Annotated in this window: 22 protein-coding genes; 1 reads left to right on the top strand and 21 read right to left on the bottom strand. The window is 41.4% G+C overall.

Annotated features, from left to right (window positions below; translation table 11 throughout):
* Nucleotides 1-237: 237 nt before the first annotated feature.
* Nucleotides 238-1,605, top strand: a complete 1,368-nt coding sequence (locus MAF46_RS05115; RefSeq protein ID WP_060785792.1) for an ATP-binding protein — start codon at nucleotides 238-240, stop codon at nucleotides 1,603-1,605.
* A 69-nt stretch (nucleotides 1,606-1,674) separates the two neighbouring features.
* Here the strand turns inward: MAF46_RS05115 and nucS are convergent, their stop codons facing one another.
* The 21 genes from nucS to MAF46_RS05010 all read right to left on the bottom strand — a co-directional run bounded on the left by nucS (nucleotide 1,675) and on the right by MAF46_RS05010 (nucleotide 23,194).
* The gene (gene nucS, locus MAF46_RS05110) at nucleotides 1,675-2,469 is read right to left on the bottom strand and encodes an endonuclease NucS (RefSeq protein WP_004131090.1); all 795 of its coding nucleotides are present in this window, start codon (nucleotides 2,467-2,469) and stop codon (nucleotides 1,675-1,677) included.
* A 76-nt stretch (nucleotides 2,470-2,545) separates the two neighbouring features.
* Nucleotides 2,546-4,018, bottom strand: a complete 1,473-nt coding sequence (locus MAF46_RS05105; protein ID WP_060785793.1) for an amino acid permease — start codon at nucleotides 4,016-4,018, stop codon at nucleotides 2,546-2,548.
* A gap of 112 nt (nucleotides 4,019-4,130) precedes the next feature.
* A complete protein-coding gene (locus MAF46_RS05100; RefSeq protein ID WP_060785794.1) occupies nucleotides 4,131-6,953 on the bottom strand; it encodes an ABC transporter permease in 2,823 nt (940 codons plus the stop codon).
* Nucleotides 6,954-6,959: 6 nt separating this feature from the next.
* Nucleotides 6,960-7,661, bottom strand: a complete 702-nt coding sequence (locus MAF46_RS05095; protein WP_004131087.1) for an ABC transporter ATP-binding protein — start codon at nucleotides 7,659-7,661, stop codon at nucleotides 6,960-6,962.
* An 84-nt stretch (nucleotides 7,662-7,745) separates the two neighbouring features.
* Nucleotides 7,746-8,366 (bottom strand): DUF5701 family protein, encoded by a 621-nt coding sequence (locus tag MAF46_RS05090; protein WP_004131086.1) that lies wholly within the window; start codon nucleotides 8,364-8,366, stop codon nucleotides 7,746-7,748.
* Between the two features lie 51 nt (nucleotides 8,367-8,417).
* The gene (locus MAF46_RS05085) at nucleotides 8,418-9,485 is read right to left on the bottom strand and encodes an aspartate-semialdehyde dehydrogenase (RefSeq protein WP_060785795.1); all 1,068 of its coding nucleotides are present in this window, start codon (nucleotides 9,483-9,485) and stop codon (nucleotides 8,418-8,420) included.
* A 77-nt stretch (nucleotides 9,486-9,562) separates the two neighbouring features.
* Nucleotides 9,563-10,132 carry an ACT domain-containing protein gene (locus tag MAF46_RS05080; RefSeq protein ID WP_060785884.1) on the bottom strand — a complete coding sequence of 190 codons (570 nt, stop codon included), beginning with the start codon at nucleotides 10,130-10,132 and terminating at the stop codon, nucleotides 9,563-9,565.
* 144 nt (nucleotides 10,133-10,276) lie between these two features.
* Nucleotides 10,277-11,041, bottom strand: a complete 765-nt coding sequence (locus MAF46_RS05075) for an aspartate kinase (protein WP_060785796.1) — start codon at nucleotides 11,039-11,041, stop codon at nucleotides 10,277-10,279.
* 191 nt (nucleotides 11,042-11,232) lie between these two features.
* Nucleotides 11,233-11,841 (bottom strand): recombination mediator RecR, encoded by a 609-nt coding sequence (gene recR / locus MAF46_RS05070; RefSeq protein WP_018632978.1) that lies wholly within the window; start codon nucleotides 11,839-11,841, stop codon nucleotides 11,233-11,235.
* On the bottom strand, nucleotides 11,842-14,112 hold the full coding sequence (locus MAF46_RS05065) for a DNA polymerase III subunit gamma and tau (RefSeq protein WP_060785797.1): 2,271 nt from the start codon (nucleotides 14,110-14,112) through the stop codon (nucleotides 11,842-11,844). It abuts the gene before it with no gap.
* Nucleotides 14,113-14,243: 131 nt separating this feature from the next.
* A complete protein-coding gene (locus MAF46_RS05060) occupies nucleotides 14,244-14,648 on the bottom strand; it encodes an Rv3654c family TadE-like protein (protein ID WP_060785798.1) in 405 nt (134 codons plus the stop codon).
* On the bottom strand, nucleotides 14,645-15,097 hold the full coding sequence (locus tag MAF46_RS05055) for a TadE/TadG family type IV pilus assembly protein (RefSeq protein WP_060785885.1): 453 nt from the start codon (nucleotides 15,095-15,097) through the stop codon (nucleotides 14,645-14,647). Before MAF46_RS05055 ends, MAF46_RS05060 begins: the two co-directional genes overlap by 4 nt.
* 205 nt (nucleotides 15,098-15,302) lie before the next feature.
* Entirely contained in the window at nucleotides 15,303-15,578 is a 276-nt protein-coding gene (locus MAF46_RS05050) for a DUF4244 domain-containing protein (RefSeq protein WP_060785799.1), read from the bottom strand.
* A gap of 116 nt (nucleotides 15,579-15,694) precedes the next feature.
* A complete protein-coding gene (locus MAF46_RS05045) occupies nucleotides 15,695-16,312 on the bottom strand; it encodes a type II secretion system F family protein (RefSeq protein WP_016636076.1) in 618 nt (205 codons plus the stop codon).
* 90 nt (nucleotides 16,313-16,402) lie between these two features.
* Nucleotides 16,403-17,041 carry a hypothetical protein gene (locus MAF46_RS05040; protein ID WP_060785800.1) on the bottom strand — a complete coding sequence of 213 codons (639 nt, stop codon included), beginning with the start codon at nucleotides 17,039-17,041 and terminating at the stop codon, nucleotides 16,403-16,405.
* A gap of 31 nt (nucleotides 17,042-17,072) precedes the next feature.
* The gene (locus MAF46_RS05035) at nucleotides 17,073-18,107 is read right to left on the bottom strand and encodes a TadA family conjugal transfer-associated ATPase (RefSeq protein WP_060785801.1); all 1,035 of its coding nucleotides are present in this window, start codon (nucleotides 18,105-18,107) and stop codon (nucleotides 17,073-17,075) included.
* Nucleotides 18,088-19,221, bottom strand: coding sequence for a CpaE/TadZ family protein (locus MAF46_RS05030; protein WP_018632991.1), 1,134 nt, complete (start codon nucleotides 19,219-19,221; stop codon nucleotides 18,088-18,090). Before MAF46_RS05030 ends, MAF46_RS05035 begins: the two co-directional genes overlap by 20 nt.
* A 140-nt stretch (nucleotides 19,222-19,361) precedes the next feature.
* On the bottom strand, nucleotides 19,362-20,720 hold the full coding sequence (locus MAF46_RS05025) for a ClC family H(+)/Cl(-) exchange transporter (protein ID WP_060785802.1): 1,359 nt from the start codon (nucleotides 20,718-20,720) through the stop codon (nucleotides 19,362-19,364).
* A gap of 131 nt (nucleotides 20,721-20,851) precedes the next feature.
* Nucleotides 20,852-21,271, bottom strand: coding sequence for a fluoride efflux transporter FluC (locus MAF46_RS05020; protein ID WP_020757983.1), 420 nt, complete (start codon nucleotides 21,269-21,271; stop codon nucleotides 20,852-20,854).
* Complete coding sequence (locus MAF46_RS05015) at nucleotides 21,268-21,825, bottom strand: fluoride efflux transporter FluC (RefSeq protein ID WP_032819477.1); 558 nt, start codon at nucleotides 21,823-21,825, stop codon at nucleotides 21,268-21,270. Before MAF46_RS05015 ends, MAF46_RS05020 begins: the two co-directional genes overlap by 4 nt.
* Before the next feature lie 67 nt (nucleotides 21,826-21,892).
* Nucleotides 21,893-23,194 (bottom strand): adenylosuccinate synthase, encoded by a 1,302-nt coding sequence (locus MAF46_RS05010; RefSeq protein ID WP_020757985.1) that lies wholly within the window; start codon nucleotides 23,192-23,194, stop codon nucleotides 21,893-21,895.
* Nucleotides 23,195-23,307: the final 113 nt, after the last annotated feature.

The following is a 23,307-nucleotide window of genomic DNA, read 5'->3' as shown; positions in this document are numbered from 1 at the left end:
TTCTTTTGTAACTTTTAGTTGTGCTTTAATGTTTTATATTTTGTACGCAGGCATGACTGGCATAAACGTGCGTAGCAAAAGTGTTGTTATTGTTTGCTAATCTTCCAAATATCCTAAAACTGGCAAATTATTGCGTAAAAAATATCCTAAAACTGGCAAATAATTACTCAAAAAACATCCCAAAACTGGCAAATAATGCTATAATCGTTGTAATATCAACATTAAAAAGAGTAAGCCATGAAACGACTAGCATTACAAAAATTAATCGCCTGGAATAGTAAACCAAATCGCAAGCCACTAATAATATGGGGTGCGCGTCAGGTTGGCAAAACGTATCTAGTAAAAGATCTATTTGCAGAAAAGTATTATAAAAATAGCTATATTTACATCGATCTTAAAAAAGAAGATGAGGTTCGTAACTTTTGCGAAAGCACAGCAAACGCAGAAAAGATTATAGAATACTTGTCTTTGCGATTTTCCAAGGCTATAGATGAAGGCACTTTGCTGATTTTTGACGAGATCCAAGAATGCCCAAATATTATTTCGTCGCTTAAATATTTTTGCCAAGATTTTAGAAGAATTCACGTAATTGCAACGGGTTCAATGGTGCGAATCAAATTGCATCGCGAAGCTCACAAGCAAAATTCGTCGAAATCAGCAGTTGGTCAATTCCTCTTTCCAGTAGGCAAAATTGACCAGATAACAATCTATCCAATGACTTTTGGTGAGTTCCTACTAAACAATAACAGTCTTTTATATTCTAAGGTGCGTGAAGCTTATGATTCTAAGCAAGCGCTTTCTTCCGAAATACATAATCTTGCGTTAAACGAGGTGTATAAATATTTGCTGATTGGAGGTATGCCAGAAGCAGTAGAAGCATATATTGAACGTAAAGATTTACTAGAATCGCGTGAGATTTTGCGCTCGCTTTATGACAATTATCTTGCAGATATGGAGTTGTATCAAGCAAGTAGCGAATCGATTTTAAGATCTCGACTTTTATTTGAGAATATTTTTAGAGAGCTTAATAAGGAATCAAAAAACTTTTCAGCTGGTCTTATTAAAAAAGATAGTAGAACTAGAGATTTTGCTACGTCCATTCAGTGGCTGCTTATGACTCATATTGTTAATCAGTCATTCCAACTCAAAGAGCATATAACCATGCCGCTTATGCAAGAAAACGAAAGTAATTTCCGACTATTTTTGTGCGATATTGGCATGTTCTCATATCAAAGCGGAGTTAATGCAGCATCTTTTATTTCAAACGAAAGAGACAATACGCTATCTGGTATTTTCTTCGAAAATTACGTTGCAAACGAACTTAGCGCAAATGGTTTAAATCTGTTTTATTGGCGTGGAAAATCGGATTCGGAATTGGAATTTATAATTGAATCAAATAACAAGCTTTTTCCGATTGATGTTAAAAAAGGCAGAGGAACTCTTAATTCTTTAAATAAGTTTGCAATGCACAACAAGTTTGAGTTTGCAATAAAAGTTTCTAAAAATAATTATGGCTATGATGCAAATCAGAAAATCGCGACTATGCCATTTTATTTTATGACGTTTGTTGCTGGCGATTTGGCTGCTGGAACGCTTGAGATTTAGCGACTGTGACTGTGTGACTGTGACTGTGTGGATGCGTGGATGCGTGCGAAACGCGATTCGTGAGTATGCCTAAAAAAGTCGCAGCTCGTTTGAATCAGCACCGCGCATATCGTCATAATCCAAAATAAGGCAAGTAAATCCTCTATCTTGCGCAAGAACGCGCGCTTGTGGACTAATCGTTTGCGCTGCAAAAATTCCGCGAACGGGCTTAAGAAGTGGGTCGCGGTTTAGCAACTCGCAATATCGCGTAAGCTGCTCAACGCCGTCAATGCCGCCATTTCGCTTGATCTCAATAGCAACGTGAACGCCGTTAGAATCCTTAGCCATAATATCCACTGGTCCAATCGCAGTAGGGTATTCGCGGCGAACAAGCTTTGCGCCTTTGCCAATGCGTTCAATTTGCTCTGCTAAGTAATGCTGTAAATGCTCTTCCACGCCGTCTTTAACAAGACCTGGGTCTTCGCCTAAATCGTAGGAAGAATCGCTATAAACGTGTTGCAAAACTATGCGAAGTATGTCGTTGCCCTTTTTTGCTGCGATTTTTAGAACAGTTCCATTTGCAAAAACAGATTCGGCATTAGACACGGTATTAGATTCTTCGCTAGATTCATTAGATTCGCTATCTAATTCAGATTCGCCAGATTCGCCAGATTCACTATCAGATTCTTCAGAATCGCCAGAATCCTTCTCAACGTGCATCGTGCACGGAGCAACCATCCAATTTAGTGGTTTATAAGAGCCAATCTCCGAAAAAATAAGCACGCTTCCGTCTTCTTTAATAAGCAAAACGCGCTTAGCTGTTGGAAGACTTGCGTTAAGCCTACCCGTGTATTTTGCACTACAATCCGCAACAATAATTCGCACACAAAAAGCGTAGCATAAATCGCGTAACTATCTGCACAAAAACTATCTACCCAAAACTTCCGCTAAATCGCGTAAACTATCTGCCCAAAGCCGCCGCTAAATCGCGATTCTGCCAGCGCTGATGCAACGCGCAATAGCCTCCAAAAAGCAAGAGCCAAATAAGGCCGCCAATCGCAGATCCACGAGTGTCTTCGCTAATAAACAGCGTTATGTACACAAACACAAAGAACGCAATCGTTAGCGAATTAAGCAACTTATAGTGCGGCATAACAAAGCCGTCTGGCATAAAATCAGCCGAAGCGCGGTACTTTCTGTGCGTAACCATAATCAAAATGTAAATCATGATTATTACTGCCGAAGATGCAGAAGCAAACACAATAAACGCGCCATGCACTCCAGGAATTGAGTTAATAAGCGGCGAGAACAGGATTAGTGCAGCAGAGAAAATGATTGCTCGCGCAGGAACCTTAGTGCGCGAAACCTTGCGCAAATGCGAAAGAACAGGAGAATTAGATTCCAGAGCAATTTGATACATGTGCCTTCCTGCAGAATAAAGCAGTGAATTAAGCGCAGAAGACGCTGCTGTAATAACAACAAAGAACACGAGCGCCGAAGCCCAATGAAGTCCCGCATATTGGAAAACCATAATAAACGGAGACATGTAAACGCCTTTAGAATCGGTAGCTTTAAATTGTTGCCAAGGAACAATCAGCATGATTGAAGCGAGCGCTCCAACGTAGAAAATCAAGATTCGCATAATGATTTCATTAATCGCCTTTGGCAAAACTTGGCGAGGATTCTTAGTTTCCGAAACTGTAACGCCTACAAACTCAATAAGCTGGTATGCGTAGAACACCATTTGGAAGCTCATCAAAAATGCCAGCCATCCATTTGGCATAAGCGAGAAGTTGTTGAAAATATTGTCAAAGCCTGCGTGGCCTGCCGGATTTGCAACGCCACTAATCTGTGTTGCAGGGTAATGGTAGCCAATAATAACCATAACTGCAGCAGTTGCAATAAGAGCCACAATCAGCGTGATTTTAATCATTGAGAACCAAAACTCTGTTTCTCCAAATAGCTTTACAGCAACCAGATTTATGCACACTAAAGCAGCCAAAAACGCTACTTCTATAAGCCATTTCCAGCTGCTAACGTCTATGCCAAAAGTTTGGAAGAAAGTAACGCAATACGTGCTAACTGCCGTAATCTCACTCATGCCAATAAGCACAAGCACTATCCAATACGACCATCCTGCAAAATTGCCCCAGCCTTTGCCTAAATATCGCGTAATAAAGCTAATAAACGTGTGCTGATTTGGGTCTTTATACATGAGTTCGCCAATGCCACGCATAAGCAAAAACATGATTAGGCCAACAATTATGTACACAAACATAATGCTTGGGCCTGTAAGACTAATGGATTTGCCCGAGCCTAAGAATAGGCCAGTGCCGATTGTTCCACCTATAGCAATGAATTGAACGTGTCTTTTTGTAAGGCTGCGCTCCATCTTGTTAGTGTGACCATTGTTAGTTTGGTCAATATCACTCATTGCTATAACTCCATTCTTTTAGACGTGAGCTTTCAATTTTATAGGAACCCTTAAATATTGGATTATTTATATTATTTGGATTATTGTTAAACATTTTTTAACGCATATAGGATTATTCCACACTTTTAAGCGAACTTACAGGGTCAATGCGGTCCAATGCGGGATTGGTTGACCATTGAACAATCAAAGCAAAGATTAGCGTTGCAAAGCCAGCAATCGCATAGCTTAGCCAAGATACCTCGACTTCAAAATACAGTGCTGGCATTCGCAAGGCGTTTGTTAGCAAGCCAGCAACTAGTCTTCCTAGTGGTAAACCAACTAGAATACCAATTAAAGTAAGAGTAAGCATCTCCTTATGCACGTAAGCGTGAACTTCTCTACGGTAGAATCCAAGAACTTTTAACGTTGCCATCTCTCGCGAGCGCTCCGAAATATTTGTGCTTGCTAACGTGAATAGCACGGCTAATGCTAAGCCAGCAGCCAAAGTTACTATAAGCGCTACAACAGCATTCATTAAATCGAAGCTAAACGAATGTTTCATGCGCGTAATGCTCATAACAGCTAGAATGCCGCTTCTGTTTGCAAACTGATCTGCGTAACGCATTTTTGCGTCATCGTTTCCGCGAAGGCGCATCATTAGTGCATTATTCTTAACATTTTTCCCATTTTTAAAACCGAATATTCTTTCATAGCAACGAGAAGTCATATAAATGTTTGAACCAATAAGATTACGCACGATTGCGCGCAACTTCACTTTTGCACGCTTAAAACTTGAGTTTGTTATTGTAATGTAGTTTCCACTCGAAATGCCCAGTGATGATGATGCGCTTTGTGAAAGAAGCGGACCCGAGTCATCAAGCGAAATATTTTGCAAATTATTGTTAACATCTTGAAGGCGAATCATTTTAGACAACGTTGCCGAATCTTTAACAACTACGATTTGCACGCTTTCGGAATCTTCAACGCTGCTATTATGTGATTTGCTATTAGATTTGCTGTTAGATTTACTATTAGAATTACCATTATTCGCATTGCTTTTTGCGATTTCTCCAGAGCTAATGTAGGCAGGCAAAATGGCATCAACAAGATTGTTGGATTTATCTTTTTGCACGCTTTTCTTCATATTATGGAATGCATCTGGAGTAGAAATAGAAATCATATCGTAGTGGTAAATGCCGTCATATTGGCGTATTCCAAGAGTTGCTACAGTATCGTTTAACGCTAAAGCACATACGATTAATGCCGTGCAACCAGCTACGCCACCAATCGTCATAAATAATCTGCTTTTAAAACGAGCTAGATTTCTTATAGATACTTTGTTTAGGAAGCTTAGACGATTCCAAATAAAAGGTAATCGTTCAAGAATCACGCGAGCTCCAGCTTTTGGAGATTTTGGACGCAATAATGCCGCTGGAACTTGCCTTGTCTCCCTCCAGCTTACGATTATTGTGCATATTGCAACTGGTATTACAAACGCGAGCACACAAAGCGAGCCGTAAAGCCAGTCGTATCGCAAAACAACTCCAGGAACTGTGTACAATCCGCGCAAAATCTTAAGTAGTAAAGATGGGATCGCTAAGAATCCTAGAATATCTCCTATTCCACCGCCTATAAAGCATGCAAAAATCGCAAAGAAAGCGTGCCTTGTTATTGCTGCGCAACGACCATACCCTAAGCTTAAGTACGTTCCAATTAGCCCTCGCTCTTCTTCTACCATTCTTGCCATGGATGTAAGGCTCATCATCATTGCTACTACAAGAAAAAGCACTGGGAAGGCATATCCAAGAGATTGAATCGAGGCAACATCAGAACGCAAGCGAGTATAGCTCCCGTTTGATATGCGAGCAAAAATATGCCATCTTGCTTGAGGAACATGCTTTTGCACTTCTGGCTTAATTTTTGCGTAAATTTGTGCGCGAGCCTTAGCTAAAACCGAGTTGGGAGCGTTTTTAAGCATTGGCATGTTGACTATAGTTTGATCTACTTTTTGATTAGTTTGATCTTCTATAACTTGATTTGTGCGCGCTTCTTCGCAATCATTTTGCACGCTATTTTTAATTTGGTTTGAAGCATTTGCCACAATTGCGCGATACTTTTGTGAAAAATCGTTAACTCGTTGAGTCTCATCTAGGCGCACAGAAATAGACGTGTATGGAAGATTATTTGTGTTTTCACTAATCGCAGAGGTAAAAATAGGGTAGCGCGATACTACAGAATTGCGGAAAGCTTTTGATTGATACCCTTTTGGATTGTCTAAATCGTTTATGTCTAGCACGCTTCCTGTGATTAGAAGCTTATATTTTTGATTTTGATTCGGTTGATTAGACGAATTATTTTGATTATTTTGATTAGCTTGATTATTTTGATTATTTTGATTAGCGTTCTGTTGCATACTCAAAAACAGTGTGCTACCAACGCGCAACCCACTATCGTGCAAAAATCGCTCAGTTACTACAGCTTGACGATTATTCGTTGGCATATTGCCACTAAGCAAATGTACTCGATTTAGCTTTTTAGAATCGTGATTATATTGCACAACGTTCATTGCATAAGATGAGTCGGCATTATTTGAAGGATGAGCAGTAGCTTTAAAAGACTTTTCTGCCTCTGCTTCACTAACAAATGGCAATTTTTTGATTGATTTAACATCGTTTTTAGTTAATCCAAGAGTGGAAACGATTTGTAAATCGTAAGCTTTGAGCTTAGAGTAAGTGTCATTTGCTCCAAGAAGCATATCGTTGCATCCTGCATAAATGCCAGTCATAACAGCAACACCAAGCATTGCTATAACTGCTAGTATGCAAAAGCGACGCCATTCGTGAATCCACATTCTTACAGCGCTAATAAAAACTATTGGCAAAATAGAGTGTGTGCGCTTATTGCGAATCGCAATTTTGCGTTTGATTTTCTTAGATTTTACAGTCTCAATACTCACTACAAATCACCACTCAATATCTGCAATTGACGTAGGATTTTCTTGCACTGTTTCGCTTATAACTTTTCCAGAATGGAATCTCACAACTTTATGAGCCATAGGAGCAATAGCAGCATTATGAGTAATAATAAGAACCGTCATTCCTTCTTTTTGGCAAATATCTTGCAATAATTGCAAAACAGCTTTTCCAGTTTCATAATCTAGCGCACCCGTAGGCTCATCGCATAAAAGCAACTTAGGTTTTTTAGCAAGTGCGCGCGCAATAGAAACTCGCTGCTGTTCGCCTCCAGAAAGTTGTGCTGGGAAATTATTAAGTCTTTTTTCCAAACCTACGTCAATAAGTGTTTGAGCTGGATCAAAATGATCTGAGCAAATTTGTGAAGCAAGCTCCACATTTTCTAATGCAGTCAAGTTTGGAACAAGATTATAGAATTGAAAAACAAAGCCAATATCTTCTCTTCGATACTTTACTAATCCGCGGCCATTTAACTTTGTAATATTTAAATCACCAACAGTTACACTACCGCTTGTTGCTGTATCCATGCCACCTAAAATATTCAAGGCTGTAGTTTTACCTGCACCCGAAGCGCCTAATATTACGGTGAGTTTACCGCGTTCGGCAGTAAAACTAGCATCATTTAGCGCGCGCACAACACTTGAGCCAGATGGATACTCTTTTACAACATGATCAAAAGTTATGTACGCCACAATACTCCTTGCTTACTGACTACTTAATTGTGCTTTCGCTATTAATGTTTAATTTTAATTTATTCGGTTAATATTTAATTCTATTTATTGGAATAGTGATACGCCACGCCTTGCTGTGCAATATGCGTTTCCAAGCCAAGTGTGCCTTGAATTTGGCCAAACAGCGCCAAGACGTGCGGCTCCTTGACTTATCCAAATACTTGGAACCCTTCCATCGGAGCTTTTTGAGCCTAAAAGATTAAAGCCATTTTTGCTTTCAAGCCAATCAGGATGCTGCGTTGCAATCGCTAATCCTTCTTCTAAAGTTAAAGGAAGGCGCTCGTCGGAGTCTATAAGCTTTCTGGCAACATCTGGCTCACGATTCAAATACGATGTGCCCGTATGCGGGTCAATCGCAAGGTAAAATGGTCCTTCTGGAGGCTCAAAACCATCTTGAGGCAAGAAACTAGCTATATCTCGAGGTGGCATTGTTGTAAAACCGGCCATTCTCTCAATGCTAGTTCTAGAAATCAAGGATTCTGGCGAAACCAGCTCGCGAGTAGGCACAAGAAGAATGTTTGTTCCCAAATCGCTTTGCTCAAGCGCGCGAATAAGTGGCAATGCTAAAGCGCGGAACGCCGCTGCACTCATATCTGCAACATCTGGGTAGCCAAGGGCAACAATGCGGTCAAGCTGTTTTTGTATTTCTTGCGAAGCAATAGACATAGTTACATTTTACGTAAAATTTTCTACAATCGCGAGTGCGACTTAGCTTGATTAATACGCAAATCCGCGTTTTTTAGCTACGATTTCCGCCAATTGTACAGCGTTAAGCGCAGCGCCCTTGCGAAGATTGTCGTTTGTAATAAACATTGCTAATCCGCGCTTTCCATCAACCGCTTGATCTTGGCGAATGCGGCCAACGTAGCTCGCAGACTTTCCTGCAGCAAGCTGAGGCGTAGGAATATCGTCTAGTGCAACGCCAGCGGCCGATTTTAGCACTTCGCGAGCCATCTCTGGAGTTACATCGTGCTCAAATTCGGCATTAATGCTCATTCCGTGACCCGTAAAAACGCCAACGCGCACGCATGTGCAGCTTGCTGCGAGCTTTGGCAAGTGCAAAATCTTACGACTTTCGTTGCGAAGCTTTTGCTCCTCGTCGGTTTCTTGCGATCCGTCATCAACAATCGCGCCAATAAATGGCACAACGTTGAATGCGATTGTGCGCGCAACTTTGGTTGGTTGCGGAAAATCAATCGCATCTCCATCAAACACAAGCTTATCTGCGCCCTGATATAAAGCCGCTTGCGCTTCGTTCATAAGCTGCAATGCACCAGCTCTGCCAGCTCCCGAAACCGCTTGGTAGGAAGATACAATAAGTCGCTTTAAGCCAAAAGCGTCAGAAAGTGGCTTTAGAACAGGCATGCACGCCATTGTTGTGCAATTAGGATTTGCAACAATCCCACGCGGAATATCGTTCAAATCTTGCGGATTTACTTCTGCAACTACAAGAGGCACATCGTTATGCATACGCCATTGAGAAGAGTTATCGATTACTATTGCGCCAGCATCCGCAAATCGCGGCGCCCACACTTTGGATGTTCCGCCACCTGCGGAGAAAATCGCAATGTCTATTCCGCTTAAATCTGCTTTTTCCACGTCTTCTACAACAACATCTTTGCCGCGATAGTTCAAAACAGTTCCAGCAGAGTGCGCGGAAGCCAAAAATCGCAAGTTTTTAATTGGAAAATCGCGCTCGTCTAATACGCGACGCATAACCATTCCAACCTGGCCCGTGGCACCTAAAACCGCAAGGTTTACGCCTGTGTTGCTTATAATTGCCATTTTGTCTCCCTTATTTTTGCGATTTTGCGTGAGTTTCTTTGATTTTTACGATTATTTAAGCGGATTTTTGCGCGCGATCAGCGCCCGCTTCCTCCATAAACAACAGCTTCGACTTTGCTTGCGTCCAATCCGTAAGCCGTGTGAAGTGCGCGAACCGCTTCGTCGAGCTGCTTTACTGGAACAATCGCCGCAATGCGAATCTCGGATGTGGAAATCATAAGAATATTAATTCCGTGATTGCTTAGCGCTGTAAAGAAGGTGGCTGCAAGACCAGAATAAGTTTTCATTCCAACGCCAACAACTGCGACTTTTCCAACAGAAGGGTCCACATCCATAGACGTAAATTGCAATTCTCCGCGCGTGCCCTGCAAAACCTTGCAAACGGCGTCCAAAGCCGAGCTTGGAGCTGTAAGAGATATGTCTGCCGTCTCGGTAGATGCGCTTGCCTGAGCAATCATGTCTATGTTAACGTTTGCTGTAGCAAGAGTCGTAAACACTTTTGCTGCGTTTCCAGGCTTGTCTGGCACGCCTCTAAGAGTAATCATGGACTCGCTTCTATCGTGTGCAACGCCAGAAATTACAGGAGTTTCTGGTCCTAAGTCTGGGAATAAATCGCCCATTGTGGAGCGAATATCTACATTTGTCATTTTATTTGCTATTGTATTTGCCATTTTTGCCGCCTTCTGTCTATTGCTTCTGCTTATTTACTGTGTCTTACGTTTCGTCTTATTTTGTGTGTTTTATTTTGTGTTTTATTTTTGTGTATTATGCCTATATTATTTAATAAATAATTAGCTTAGATTTGGCAGTCTTTTTGGATCTACGCCATTAGGAACAACCAAAGTGCCATTTCTGTGCGAAAACGAGCTGCGAACATGCAATGGCATGCTAAATCTTTGCGCATATTCAACGCATCGCAAAGCCAAAACGCGCGATCCGCAAGACGACATCTCTAGCATCGAATCGTAGTCAATAACTGGGATTCGCTTTGCTGTTGGAACAATTCTAGGGTCTGCTGTAAAAACGCCATCAACGTCTGTGTAAATCTCGCAAATATCCGCGCCCAAAGCTACAGCCAGTGCCACTGCCGAAGTGTCTGAGCCGCCTCGGCCAAGCGTTGTGTCGTCGCCAATCTCGCTGATTCCTTGGAATCCTGCAACAATAGCAACACTGCCTTTTTTAAGCGCGTGCTGAACGCGATCTGGCTTAACAGCGCGAATATGCGCCGCTCCAAATTGCGCGTCCGTCATAAAACCAGCTTGCGACCCTGTAAAAGAGTATGCGTGCGAGCCTTGCGCGTGAATCGCCATTGCTAGAAGGCTCATAGAAATGCGCTCTCCTGCAGTCATAAGCATATCCATCTCTCGTGCAGGCGGATGCGCGTTTACACTCATTGCTTGGTCAATAAGATTGTCTGTTGTATCTCCCATAGCCGAAACAACAACCGCAACGTCGTTTCCAGCAGCTTTTGTGTCGAGAATCCTTTTTGCTACGCGCTGAATTGCGTCCGTGTCTTCTACAGACGAACCGCCGTATTTCTGCACTATAAGAGCCACTCTAACCCCTTATGTTCAGCCGTATGCTTCTAAAGCACGCGCGTTAGAAGAACTAATCTAAAATCAGATTACCAAATCAGACTACCAAGCGTGCTCTATTTATTTTTTGTTTATTTTTATTTTTATTTTGCAATATATTAGTGGCGTGAATTTTGGCGAGCGGCTGCTTGCGATTTTTCCGCGTGCAATCTCTAAACATCTTGCCTTCCTGCAAAAGCGCGCCCAAGAGTCACTTCGTCTGCATACTCAAGGTCTCCACCAACTGGCAATCCGCTTGCAAGCCTAGTCACCTTTATATCAAGCGGCTCAAGCAGTCGTGCTAAATACGTAACTGTTGCTTCGCCTTCTATATTTGGATCTAGCGCTAAAATAACCTCTTTTATTTGCGCGTCTTTTAAGCGCTCAAGTAGTTGCGTTATTTTTAAGTCTGCAGGTCCCACGTTTGCCATTGGATTAATCGCTCCGCCTAAAACGTGGTAAACGCCTGCGTACTCGTGCGTGCGCTCAATGCTCATAATGTCTTTTGGCTCTTCTACAACGCATATTTTTGTGTGATCTCTTCTAGGGTCTAAGCAAACAACGCAAGGGCTTTGTTCGCACACGTTACCGCAAATTTCGCAAAATCGCACGTTTTCTTTTAAGTCGTTAATCGAGTTGATTAGTTCTTGCGCTTGCGCGTTAGAAGACGAAAGTATGTAAAATGCAATTCGTTGTGCGCCTTTTGGGCCGATTCCAGGAAGGCTAGAAAATGCGTCTATAACTCTGCCGATTGCGCCTTCGTACGATGACACATTATGCATTTATTCCTCTTGCTTTCTTTTACGAGCATGCGCGTTTTTAGGATTATTTGGGTCGCTTGCGCCGAATTCTTTTACAGATTTGACTTCAAACATTTTTTCCAAGTCGTCTATGCTCAAATTTGTAGCGGATTCTAAAGACTCGTCTTGCATTGAGCATTCGTCTTCTTGAGCGCCATTTATGCCCTCTGCAGAATGAGTTTGTGCTTGTGACGACTCTTGCGACGACTCTTGCGACGGAGCTTGTTCTTGCAATGATTCTTGCGATTGATAAGATTCTTGCGTTTCTTGCACGTTTTGCGCACTGTTAACTGGCTTTATTGCTTGCTTTTCTTGCTGACTATGCAGTGCTTGCGATTGCTGAGTTTTATCTTGCGACTGCGTTTTATTTTGCGCTCGCGCAGGTGCAATTGCGTCTCCCATTGGAGCGGAAGCCATACTAGCCCAAGCGTCATCTTGTGATGCGTCTAAATGATCATCTAAAGGGTTATCTAAATGATCATCTAAAGAATTATCTAAAGGGTTATCACCGCCTAAAGGGCTATCAGCATTTAACTCGCTTTTCTCGCTTGTGTTTTTGCCAAATCCTTTTACAATTCCAGCTTTGCGCATAAGTAATTCGCGCTTAACTTGCGCAAGCTTTTGCGGATCCATTTTTGCTACAGACTCAACTTTTTGTCCATTTTCCGCAACAGAATCAGGCGCGATTGAAACATCTTTACCAAAAACGTCTTTTACTTTGCTCATAACAACAACTGGCACTTTTTTGCCATCGTAAGGAGCAGTCGTGCAAAGAGCAAGAGCAAAAGCATGCTGACTTATAGGCTCATCAAATGTTAAAACAAGCTTTCTTTTTAGCGGATTGCTTTCGTCTAATCTAACTTTTGGAACGTGATTTCTTTCTACGTATTCGCGAACATCGCTTGGAAGACTTTTAACAAGATTGTTCCAAGCTTCGTCAACGTCTAAAATTTGAGGCGCGCTTGTAGTTGCGCTTGCATTTGCATTTGTGCTAGCGTTTGCGTTTTCTGGCTGTTCTGGCCACTTTGCAGCTGTTTCTGCAGTTTCAATCGCATTTGCCGCAGCCGACCCAATAAAATGCTTTACGTTCGCTTTTTGCGCTTCAACATTTTTTGCATAAACTTGCGTTTGAACGTTTTCACTCGAATCCGTTCTAGTGCAAAGCAGGCGCGCAACAAGAATTTCAAGATTCATTCTAGGCGAAACAGCATTTGCCATTCCCGAAAAAGCATTATTTACGATTTCTGCCATTTTAGACAAGCTTCGCAAAGTGAGCTGACTTGATTGACGTTGCAAAACTTGCATGTCTTCTGGCGATAAATCCCCAAGCAAGTTTTTAGCACTATCTACTCCAGCAGAAGCCAATAGTAACAAATCGCGCAAGCGACCAAGCAAATCTTCTACAAACTTGCGACTGTCGAAGCCTCCAACAATAACCTTTTGCACAGTTTCGTAAAGTTTTGCTCCGTCTTTTTCAATAAGAGCGTCAACAACATCTCCGATTAAGTTAGAAGGCGTAAATCCAAGAAGAGCAACCGCAGAATCTATCGATATAACGCCATCTACGGAGCCAATCATCAATTGATCTAGCACAGAAAGCGTGTCTCGCATAGATCCGCCACCTGCACGCATGGCAAGTCGAAGAACGCCTTTTTGTGCTTTAATGCCTTCTTTTTGGCAAATACTCTCTAAATACGGCCCCATTACTTCTGGCGGAACAAGCCTAAACGGGTAGTGGTGAGTTCTGGAGCGAATTGTTCCAATCACCTTATCTGGCTCAGTTGTAGCAAAAATAAACATAACGTGCTCAGGTGGCTCTTCCACAATCTTAAGCAAAGCGTTAAAGCCTTGAGGAGTTACCATATGAGCTTCGTCTAAAATAAAAATCTTATATCTATCTCTTGTTGGCGCAAATCCTGCGCGCTCGCGCAATTCTCTAGCGTCATCAACACCATTGTGGCTTGCTGCGTCTATTTCTACAACATCTATAGAACCTGGACCGCCTGTTGCAAGATCTTTACAGCTTTGGCATTTTCCGCACGGCTTAGAAGTTGGTCCTTGTTCACAATTAATGCATCGCGCTAAAATTCGTGCCGAACTTGTTTTTCCGCATCCGCGCGGACCAGAAAATAGATACGCGTGCGTAATTTTGCCTTGATCAAGCGCTCTAATAAGCGGAATCGTAACCTGATTTTGACCAATAACACCTTCAAAAGTGTCTGGTCTATATCTTCGATACAACGCAAGTGCCATAACTATAACCTACCGCCAACTAGATATTAACTTAAATCCGCTTACTGTTTAAGCAAATCACCTGTTCTATTTTAAGCATCTAAGTACTAACATGCTAACGATGCGCACTTTACTACATGCTACATTATGGTTCACTCGCTACAATCCACTAAACCCGCTTTAGCGCTTACGGTTATTCTAGAGGCCATTGGAACGTGTAAAGGAACGCTTAATTTTAGCGATATGTCGTTATCTTTTTCCACACAAGACTCGATTTTTGCATTGTTTGCTGTAGCTGTGTTTTGAGCGATTTTGCAAGCGTCTCCGTTCATGTTTTGTATAGCAACCGCTCCCGATATTGCTGCTGCATTTGCTAACGCGTAGGCGCGATGTTTTGAAACAAGAATCGTTCCAATAACCGCACAAAGAACCAGAATAGAGCAGATTGCGGTTACTAATCCTATGCCAAGCATAGTTCCAGATCCGCAATCCGCTCCGTGTAAATGTTTAGCTTTTAAGCATTGCGTTATTAATCGCTTAGCTCTTTTTTGATTCATATTAAAACCTGACTAATGCGCGCTTCTACTTGCATTGGCAAAATCTTCAGCGGGTCTGGCACGACTGGGCAACTAACAACAATATTTGCCATATTTCCAACATATTCGACTTTTACAGAACTATTTTTCCCAGATACTTTATGCACTATGTTTTGAGCTTCTTTAGAATCGTGTGTTGATGCAATGTAATAGGCAACTTGGCCTGCTGCATCGTTGCAATTCATTGTATTTACTACTGATTTGCCTACAAAAATTAACACTATAGCAAGAATTGCAACTGTAGGTAGAATAATCGCAAATTCTGCGGTTACTGCACCTGAATCTTTAGCATTTTTAATATTTTTAGCATCTTTAGTGAATTTAGTGCTTTTAGTTTGCTTGTAACTATTTATGCTTGTATTTTTTGCATTACTTTTGTTGAAAATATTCAAAAACGTATAATTCTTCATTTTTCTCATTTCTTTCGCATTAGTGAATCTCCATTATTAGTGTTTATGCTTAGTTCTTTAGAATTCGTTTAATCTTGTTTAATCTGAATCTTGTTTAATCTCAATCTCGTTAAATATAATCGAATCTTGTTAAATTCCAACAAGAGCTTAGTAATGTTTCACGCAATGTTTCACGCAGTGCTTAACACTTATATTCTTCTGTACATTAGCTAACGTGCAAAGCTCTTTTAACAAGTTCGCCAATAGCTGTGTGCACAGCATCTGACTTAGCAATAGCAATAAGAACTGTTGCAAAAGCTGTAGCAGCTATAAGAACAACCGCATATTCTGCAGTAACCGCTCCTTCGTCTAGTTTCTTTAGACTGTTATCCAAGCGGTTTTGCATACTATTGCACGCCTGTTCTGCTTTAATCAATCCTTTGTTTGCGTTTGTTGTAAACTCGCAACAAAGTTTTGAAAATGCTTTAGCAATTGTTTTCATGTTACTTACCTTCCTTTCTTTTATTTATTGTTTATTTTTTATTTATGTACCCAGTTTGGATACAAATTTTTTAAGTGCCATTTTGCGCGCGACTATCAATCTGCAAAACCTTTTATTTAGTGCATAAATGATGCAACTGTTGGCAAAATGCCAACAAAAATAAACGCTGGCAAAAAGCACAATCCAACTGGCAAAAGAAGCCTCACAGAAAGTTTAGAACTTTCTTTTTTTGCAACATTCTTCATTGATTGCTCGTAGTTTTGCAAAACGGCATTAAGTACTGGTACGGGGGAGCTTCCGTAAATCCAAGATTCACGCAAAGAATTTTTTAGCCATGTGCTTAAAATCAAAGACGTGTAAGCGTTTTTATCTTTTTTACTAAAGCAAACATGTGGCTCGCTCCAAGCTTCTCTCCAAGTGCTGCCAGAGATAAGCGCTTTAGAAACGCGACTTAGCCAAATTCCTTTTGATGCAGGCAAAGAACAACCGACTACGTCTAGTGCTCTAGTTATTGCAACACCACTTTTTAGTGCAACTATTATCATTTGCAAACCAAGAATCGGGTCTATATCGCTTATTATGTTTTGTCTAAAGTCGTAAGTGTTTTGCATAAAAACGCTCGGCTTAACAGCGCGCTCATAGAGTGAGCTAGATGCCATTTGCTTAGAAAAAAGTTTGCACAAAATAATTATGTATGCAACTAAAATAAGCCAAATAATAATTGCTCTTAACATTTATCCTCCTTTACTGCATTAAGTTTTGACTAAAAATACTTCTTTGATTAATTTTTTGATTACTTCTTAGATTATTTTTTTGTTCGCGTTTTAATTGCCATTAAAAGAAGCAGATTGCATTGCGTTTCTAGAATTTTTAAGAATGTTTGCAACCCAAATAACTCCAACCGCGTAAAATGCCATTCCAACGCTTAAAAGCGTATATCCTTTGTAGCTAGTAAAAATCATTAGTATTGGGTTTGCTCCTAAAAGCTGACCAGTTAAAAGAGACAAAAACGGCAGTGCAATAAGCAACTTAATAGTGGCTTTTGGCATTGCAAAAACTTCTGCGCTTAAGTCATCAACCCTTTTGTTTGCATAATAAGAATCCGCAACAGCTTGAACGCAATCTGCCATTGGGCAGCCAATCGAATTACTCAACTTGTATACACTCATAAGGGATTGCGCTATTTTACGAATGTCTTTTTGTTTTTTGGCATTTTTATAATTTTTTGTATTTTTTGTGTTCTTCGCGTTTTTGAAAGAGCTATCTAAGCTAGACGTTATTGTGCTTTCGCTTAGTCTAGAGTCAATCCACTTTAATATTGATTCTGCATTTATTTGCTTGTTGTATGCTTTGCGCGCATCGCCATTAGAATTGCAATCGGAGCATACGCTAATAATCGACTCAAACGAAGCTCCCGATTTTAAAGATGCAATAAGAGATGCTAGCGACTCTTCAATACTCATGTTAAATCCTTTGTTAGCTCATTTTTGCTTGTTAAGCTCTTAAAACGATTTGCGAATTTAACGGCAAATGCCATTTAGACGAAAATTCTTTCCACGCTAAAGTGGCCTCTATTTGCGCGCCTTTAACTCTTAAAACAGGAACACCTTCCAGCGCACCAGAATCATTAGATCTTAAAACTCCAAGCTCCTTTACAACGCGTATCCCGTTTACGCGCTCAACGTGAATAACAACGTCGAATGCGTCTGCAGCAAGAGCGCAAAGTGCCATTGGCTCCAGCCCTGCGAGCAGACCAAGTGCCATTAATCGCGCTGGAACTTTTTGCACTTTATCTGCGTGCAAAGTCGTCATTCCGCCTTTGTGTCCGCATGTAAAAACGCGCAATAAATCAGCGATTTCTTTGCCTCTGCATTCTCCTAAAATGATTCTGTCTGGTCGCATTCGCAAAGTGGCTTTTACAAGCTCTTGTAAATCAATGCATCCTGCGCCTTCAACGTTTGCTTCTCTTGTTGCTAAAGAAACGTAATCGTTAGAAACACAGCCCAATTCCCTAGTTTCTTCAACAGTAACTATTCTGTCTTTTGGATTACAAGAAGCTAATAGAGCCTTCATAAGTGTTGTTTTTCCCGAACCCGTGCTACCTGTAATCAAAATATTTGCGCGACTCTCAACAAGCAAATAAAGAATCCTAGATAGCTCAATTGGGAACATGCCTTTGCTGCTAAGTTCCGTTAAACAGTAGTGCTTTAGCGCAGGGAAGCGAATCGAAATGGCAGCTCCGCTCAAAACTATTGGTGCAATAAGCGCGTGAATTCGCACACCAAGTGGACTAGAAGCGTCTGCAATTGGGCATGCGTCGTCTAATCGTTTACCCAATTGAGCACAAAGCCAGACGGCATATTCGCGCAAAACACTGGGATTATCAAACGGGATTCTTGGATTGTATTCATTAAGCCCAAGCCCAAAGTCTGCCCAAACTCTTCCCTCGTCTGTAACAACAATATCCGTTACATTTGGATTATCTGCAATATCTTGCAAAATTCCAAAATCAATATCTTGTAAAGCCATGCCTACCACCAACTATTTTTGAAAATCTGCCAAACGCATAAGAAGAATCACCTTGCGTGCTAGATGCCATTAAACCCGATTTGCGCGAGTCGCCAAGCAGCCATATGGTGATTTTTTCTACCGCACTTTGCGCGCATTTTGGTATGCTTCTAATCCCATACCCACCAATTATGTCTTCGTACATCTTAGAATCGTGACCAATTGGGCCTTCTACATTGCAAAGTAAATAATCACAAGCTTCTGTAATCTCTACTGGGCAAAATCTGTTAGAAAGTCCGCGTGGATTTAAGCCTGCAACAATATAAGTTAGATTTTCCGCGTAATTTTTATGATCCAACTCTAGATTTTTTAGATGCGCTCGCAATCGAGCTAAACCTAAAACGCTAAGCTCCGATGCAAAAATTGTTGGAACATTCGCTAGAGTTGGAAGACTTTGTAAAAGCCTTCTTGCCGAAAACCCAGATCCAATATCTACAATCACAACGTCGCAAGCTTTAGCAAGACCTCTAATTGCGGCCTCAATAACCCATGGCTTAGGCTCCTGATTTTTCCAAGGTGAGTAGGCCAGAATATCCACATTGTTCCAATGCAAAAGCTCGCAACGCAAAACGTAACCGTCTAGTCTTCCTAAAGGAGCTTGAACCTCTTGCAATCTTCTGCCTTCGTCTTGCTCCAATCCAAGTAAAACATCTAAACCGCCATTAGAAATATCTGCATCGATTAAAGCTACAACGTATTTTTTACTAGCAATATTGCTTGCAAGAAGTGCAAGAGTAGTGCTTAAGCCAATTCCGCTATTTGCTGCAGAACCAATTACAACATTTTTTGGAAAAGGCTTTAGCGAGTAGTTCAAGCTTCCAGTAGTTTTTTGAGCAACACTATTATTGCGATCGTCTTGAAGAACACGATTGCTTATAACGCCAAAATCTTTGTTAAACGTAGGATTTTCAGCCAGTTCACAACTGCGATTAAAAGATGCAATAACAGTTGAGTCGTTAACATTGTTAGACTGATTAATGGCGTTTTTAAGCGCACTCGCCTGCGGAGGGTATGTGTTAAGTACCCTAGCGGCGCACGAAGGCGCATCGTAATTATCAATACTCATATTGCTCATGCAGCTATTGAATCGCATACAAAATAAATAAGCAATACTTTTGTAAGAATGTGGTTAAAGGCTCAATAAACGTTGCAAATCCGCCAAAAAGTTATCCACATTGCTGTTTTAGCGTATTTTTGTATAAGCGTATAAGCATATTAGCGCACGAGTTTTGGATTGGAAGCCATGTACCTTTCCAGAAGTTCGCCATAGATTGGCTTAGTGTGCAAAATATCGGATACAAGAAGCGCAATAAAAGCAGATGCAGCAACTGGAAGAGTGTGAATCATTGTTCCCGACATTTCTACAGTTAGCAAAATCGAAGTGAGCGGAGCTTTTACAGAAGCCGAAAGCGTGCCAGCCATAACACACACTGTAAAAATTGGCATTAGCTTTGCGTCAATGCCAAGAATCGGAATGCTTATTATTGCGCGCGCAGCAACGCCGCCTGCTAGCGCTCCAACAGCAAGAATTGGCATAAAAATTCCGCCAGGCGCTCCGCACCCAAAGCTTGTAGAAGTAAATAGCATTTTTGCAACAAACAGAATGCACAGAAGCGCTATGCTTGCTTTTCCATATTCAGAGAGCTTAACAAGATTCGAGCCTCCGCCAAGAACTTCTGGCAAATATAAGCCAACAGGAATCGCGATTAAGCATGCTACAGATACGGGAGCCCACTTTGGCAAATACTTATACAGCGTTTGTAATCCAAGCAAGGATCTGTTCATTAAAGAGCCAATAAGTCCCGCAAAAATGCCAAGCGGAATCAGCCAAAAATGAAGCGTCATTGGCAAGTCTGGAATCTTTCCAAAGTCTAAAACAGGCCGAAGTCCAAAGCATGTTTGAGACACAAAGTCCGCGCAAATAGATGCAGCAGCAGCTCCCATAAGAACTGTAGAAGACAATCCGTGTTGAACTTCTTCCATAGCAAACATAAGCCCAGAAAGTGGAGCGCTAAATGCTGCAGATAAGCCAGCTGCAGCTCCAGCGGTTACAACATAGTGTTCTTGCGTATCGTTTTTATTGCCTTTTCTAAAAATGCGAGACATCATTTGCGCGCCGCAAGCTCCGATTTGAATCGAAGGGCCTTCGCGACCAAGAGACAAGCCAAATAGCGAACCCAACAATCCGCCTACAAATCGAACGGGCAAAATAGTGTTCCAACACATTTTTAGTCCGCGCTGAACGTATCCAACAACTTGTGGAATGCCGCTTCCAGACGCCATGCTTTCTTTGCGACTCATCCAGCCAATAAAGAGCCCAGCAACAATCGCAAAAGCTACGCACGGCACAATCCAAAGCATGTTTTGCAATATTTGCGAATACATCCATCGCGCAAAATCGGTTCCGTACTCAATTCCAAGTCTGTAAGTTGCTACAAGCGCTCCCGAAACAAGGCCAACAACTACGCCTGCAAGAACCATCTTCCATCTAAGATGCTTAAGTGTTTTAAGAATGCGATCCGAAAAGTCGCGCAAAAAGTCGCGTATAAAACCGCCTACGTTCTTTAAAGTCACAATAAACCTATTCTTAAATCAAATCGCAAACAAATACACAAAGCATTTTAACATTTTAATAACACAATAAACGTTAATTAATAAAATACATTAATTAATAAATAAAATACGTCAATTAATAAAATTAAAAACTAAGACTTTAGAAGTAAAAACATTACAAAACACGGTCCAGCGTATGCAATAAATGCGCACAAGAATGGCACTATTAGTTCGCTAATAAAAAGACATAGTCCAAGCTTGATTTTCTTTAGCTTAAACAGGCTTACGATTTCTAAGATTGCGGTTGAAAACGTTGAAAATCCGCCTAAAAATCCCAATGCGCACGTGTAGATAATAGTCGAAGCAAAAGTTAAATCGTATATAATCGAAGAACTTAAAAATACAACTAAGCCCATTATAAAAGACGCAAAAGCGTTGATTAGCAAAGTCGCGATTGGAAAATCATGGTTATAAACGCGCCCGATTGCGTCAGATATTGCGCAACGAAGAACGGCGCCAAGTCCCGCAAAAACAAGAGGCAGCCAAAAAAGAACGTATGCGTAAGACATCATTTTGCACCGCCCCTGTTAGCGTCTATTTTATTGATGGCGTTTGCATCACCAGCATTTTTTACGCTGCCATTGCCTTTAAAAGCAAAAATTTTATCTCCAATTAGACTCCCAACAAGCACTGCTAAAACGCCAAGAACCATATACAACGCCATAATGGCAATTACTTCTACAATGTTCATTGCAGTAAATGCGGAATGCGCGCCCTCAAAGGCAAAAGTAGACATTGTTGAAAGTCCGCCGCAAAATCCTGTGCAAAAGCCGTATTTTATTAAGTCTTTATTTTTGCTGCGCAATCTATTTGCTACAAGCGAACTTACTAAAGCAAGAATAAAACATGCTAAAACGTTAGATAAAAGAGTTGCAAAAGTAAAGCGGCTAAAAAGCATAGAATATCCCGAATCCCAATGCATGCCGTACGTAAAAACGCCTATTTCACTACGCACAAAAGCGCCAAGCAATCCGCCAATAAAAACAACAAAATAGATTTTTAATCCAAGTGTTTTATGCTGGCGCTTTTTAGGCAAGTCTGGGCGATTTTTTCTCGGAACACTCATATTTTTAGCCGCCTTAAATCGCATTTAATATGTATTTAGTCAACTATTTAGTCAGCATTAATAGCCACTAATCAATCAGCGAATGAACGCTAATAATGTGATCGCGCTGAGGGCCAGTGCCAATTGCAGAAATGCGGCATCTGGAAAGCTCTTCCAAGCGCTTTACGTAGCTTTGAGTGTTTGCAGGCAAGTCTTCAAACTTGTGCACTTTAGAGATATCTTCGCTCCAGCCTGGAAGCATCTCGTAAATTGGCTTAGCGCTAGCAAACAAAGACTGATCTACTGGCATCTCGTCTACGCGCTCAACGCTTCCGTCAGTTAAAGTTACATCGTAAGCTACGCAAACTGGAATCTCTTTTAAGCCAGTCAAAACATCTAGCTTTGTAAGAACAATATCAGTTAGGCCATTTACGCGAGTTGCATAGCGGCTAACAACAGAGTCAAACCATCCGCATCGGCGAGGGCGACCAGTAGTTACGCCATATTCGTGACCCTGCTCGCGCAGCCAATCGCCGCTTTCGTCCAAAAGCTCTGTAGGGAATGGGCCTTCGCCAACGCGCGTAATATAAGCCTTAGCAACACCGATTACGCGATTAATGCGAGTAGGACCAACGCCCGTACCCGTGCAAGCGCCTCCAGCTGTAGGATTAGAAGACGTTACAAATGGGTATGTTCCGTGGTCAACGTCTAGCATAGTTGCCTGGCCGCCTTCAAAAAGCACGGTTTTACCATTTTCCATTGCCTGGTTTAGCACAAGCGAAGTGTCGGCAACGTATGGCTTTAAGCGCTTTCCAAGTTCTACGAGCTGGCTTGTAACGGCATCAATATCAATTGGGTGCTGGTTGTAGAGCTTAACAAGCATTTGATTCTTTTGATGCAAGCTGGCTTCTACTTTATCTCGCAAATGATCCGCGTTAAACAAATCGTGTACGCGAATTCCAACGCGATTAATCTTATCGGCATAAGTCGGTCCAATTCCGCGACCCGTTGTGCCAATCTTGTGCTTTCCAAGGAATCGCTCTGTAACTTTATCGATTACGCGATGATAAGGCGTAATAACATGCGCAGACTCGCTAACAAGCAACCTCGAGCAATCAACACCACGTGATTCTAGCGCGTCAATCTCTTCAAAAAGAACCTCTGGGTCTATAACAACTCCGTTTCCAATAACAGGAGTTACATTTGGGCTGATTATGCCGCTAGGAAGTAAGTGCAATGCGTAAGATTCGTTTCCTACAACAACAGTGTGGCCAGCATTATTGCCGCCATTAAAACGCGCAACAATATCTACCTTAGAACCAATTAAATCAGTTGCTTTACCTTTGCCTTCGTCACCCCATTGAGCGCCAATAAGCACAATTCCAGGCATGCCGCACCTCCATTTTTTGGGCTAACATTGCCCAAATAAACACAATTCCTACGTGTCAAGATTAGCGCAAAGCCAATACCGAATAATGCTAAATAATGCTAAATAATGCCAAA

Origin of the sequence: Gardnerella pickettii (genome assembly GCF_029226345.1) — a bacterium.
GTDB lineage: Bacteria > Actinomycetota > Actinomycetes > Actinomycetales > Bifidobacteriaceae > Bifidobacterium > Bifidobacterium piotii.
Note: the sequence above shows the minus strand (reverse complement) of the source record. Positions and strands in the feature narration are given on the sequence as shown.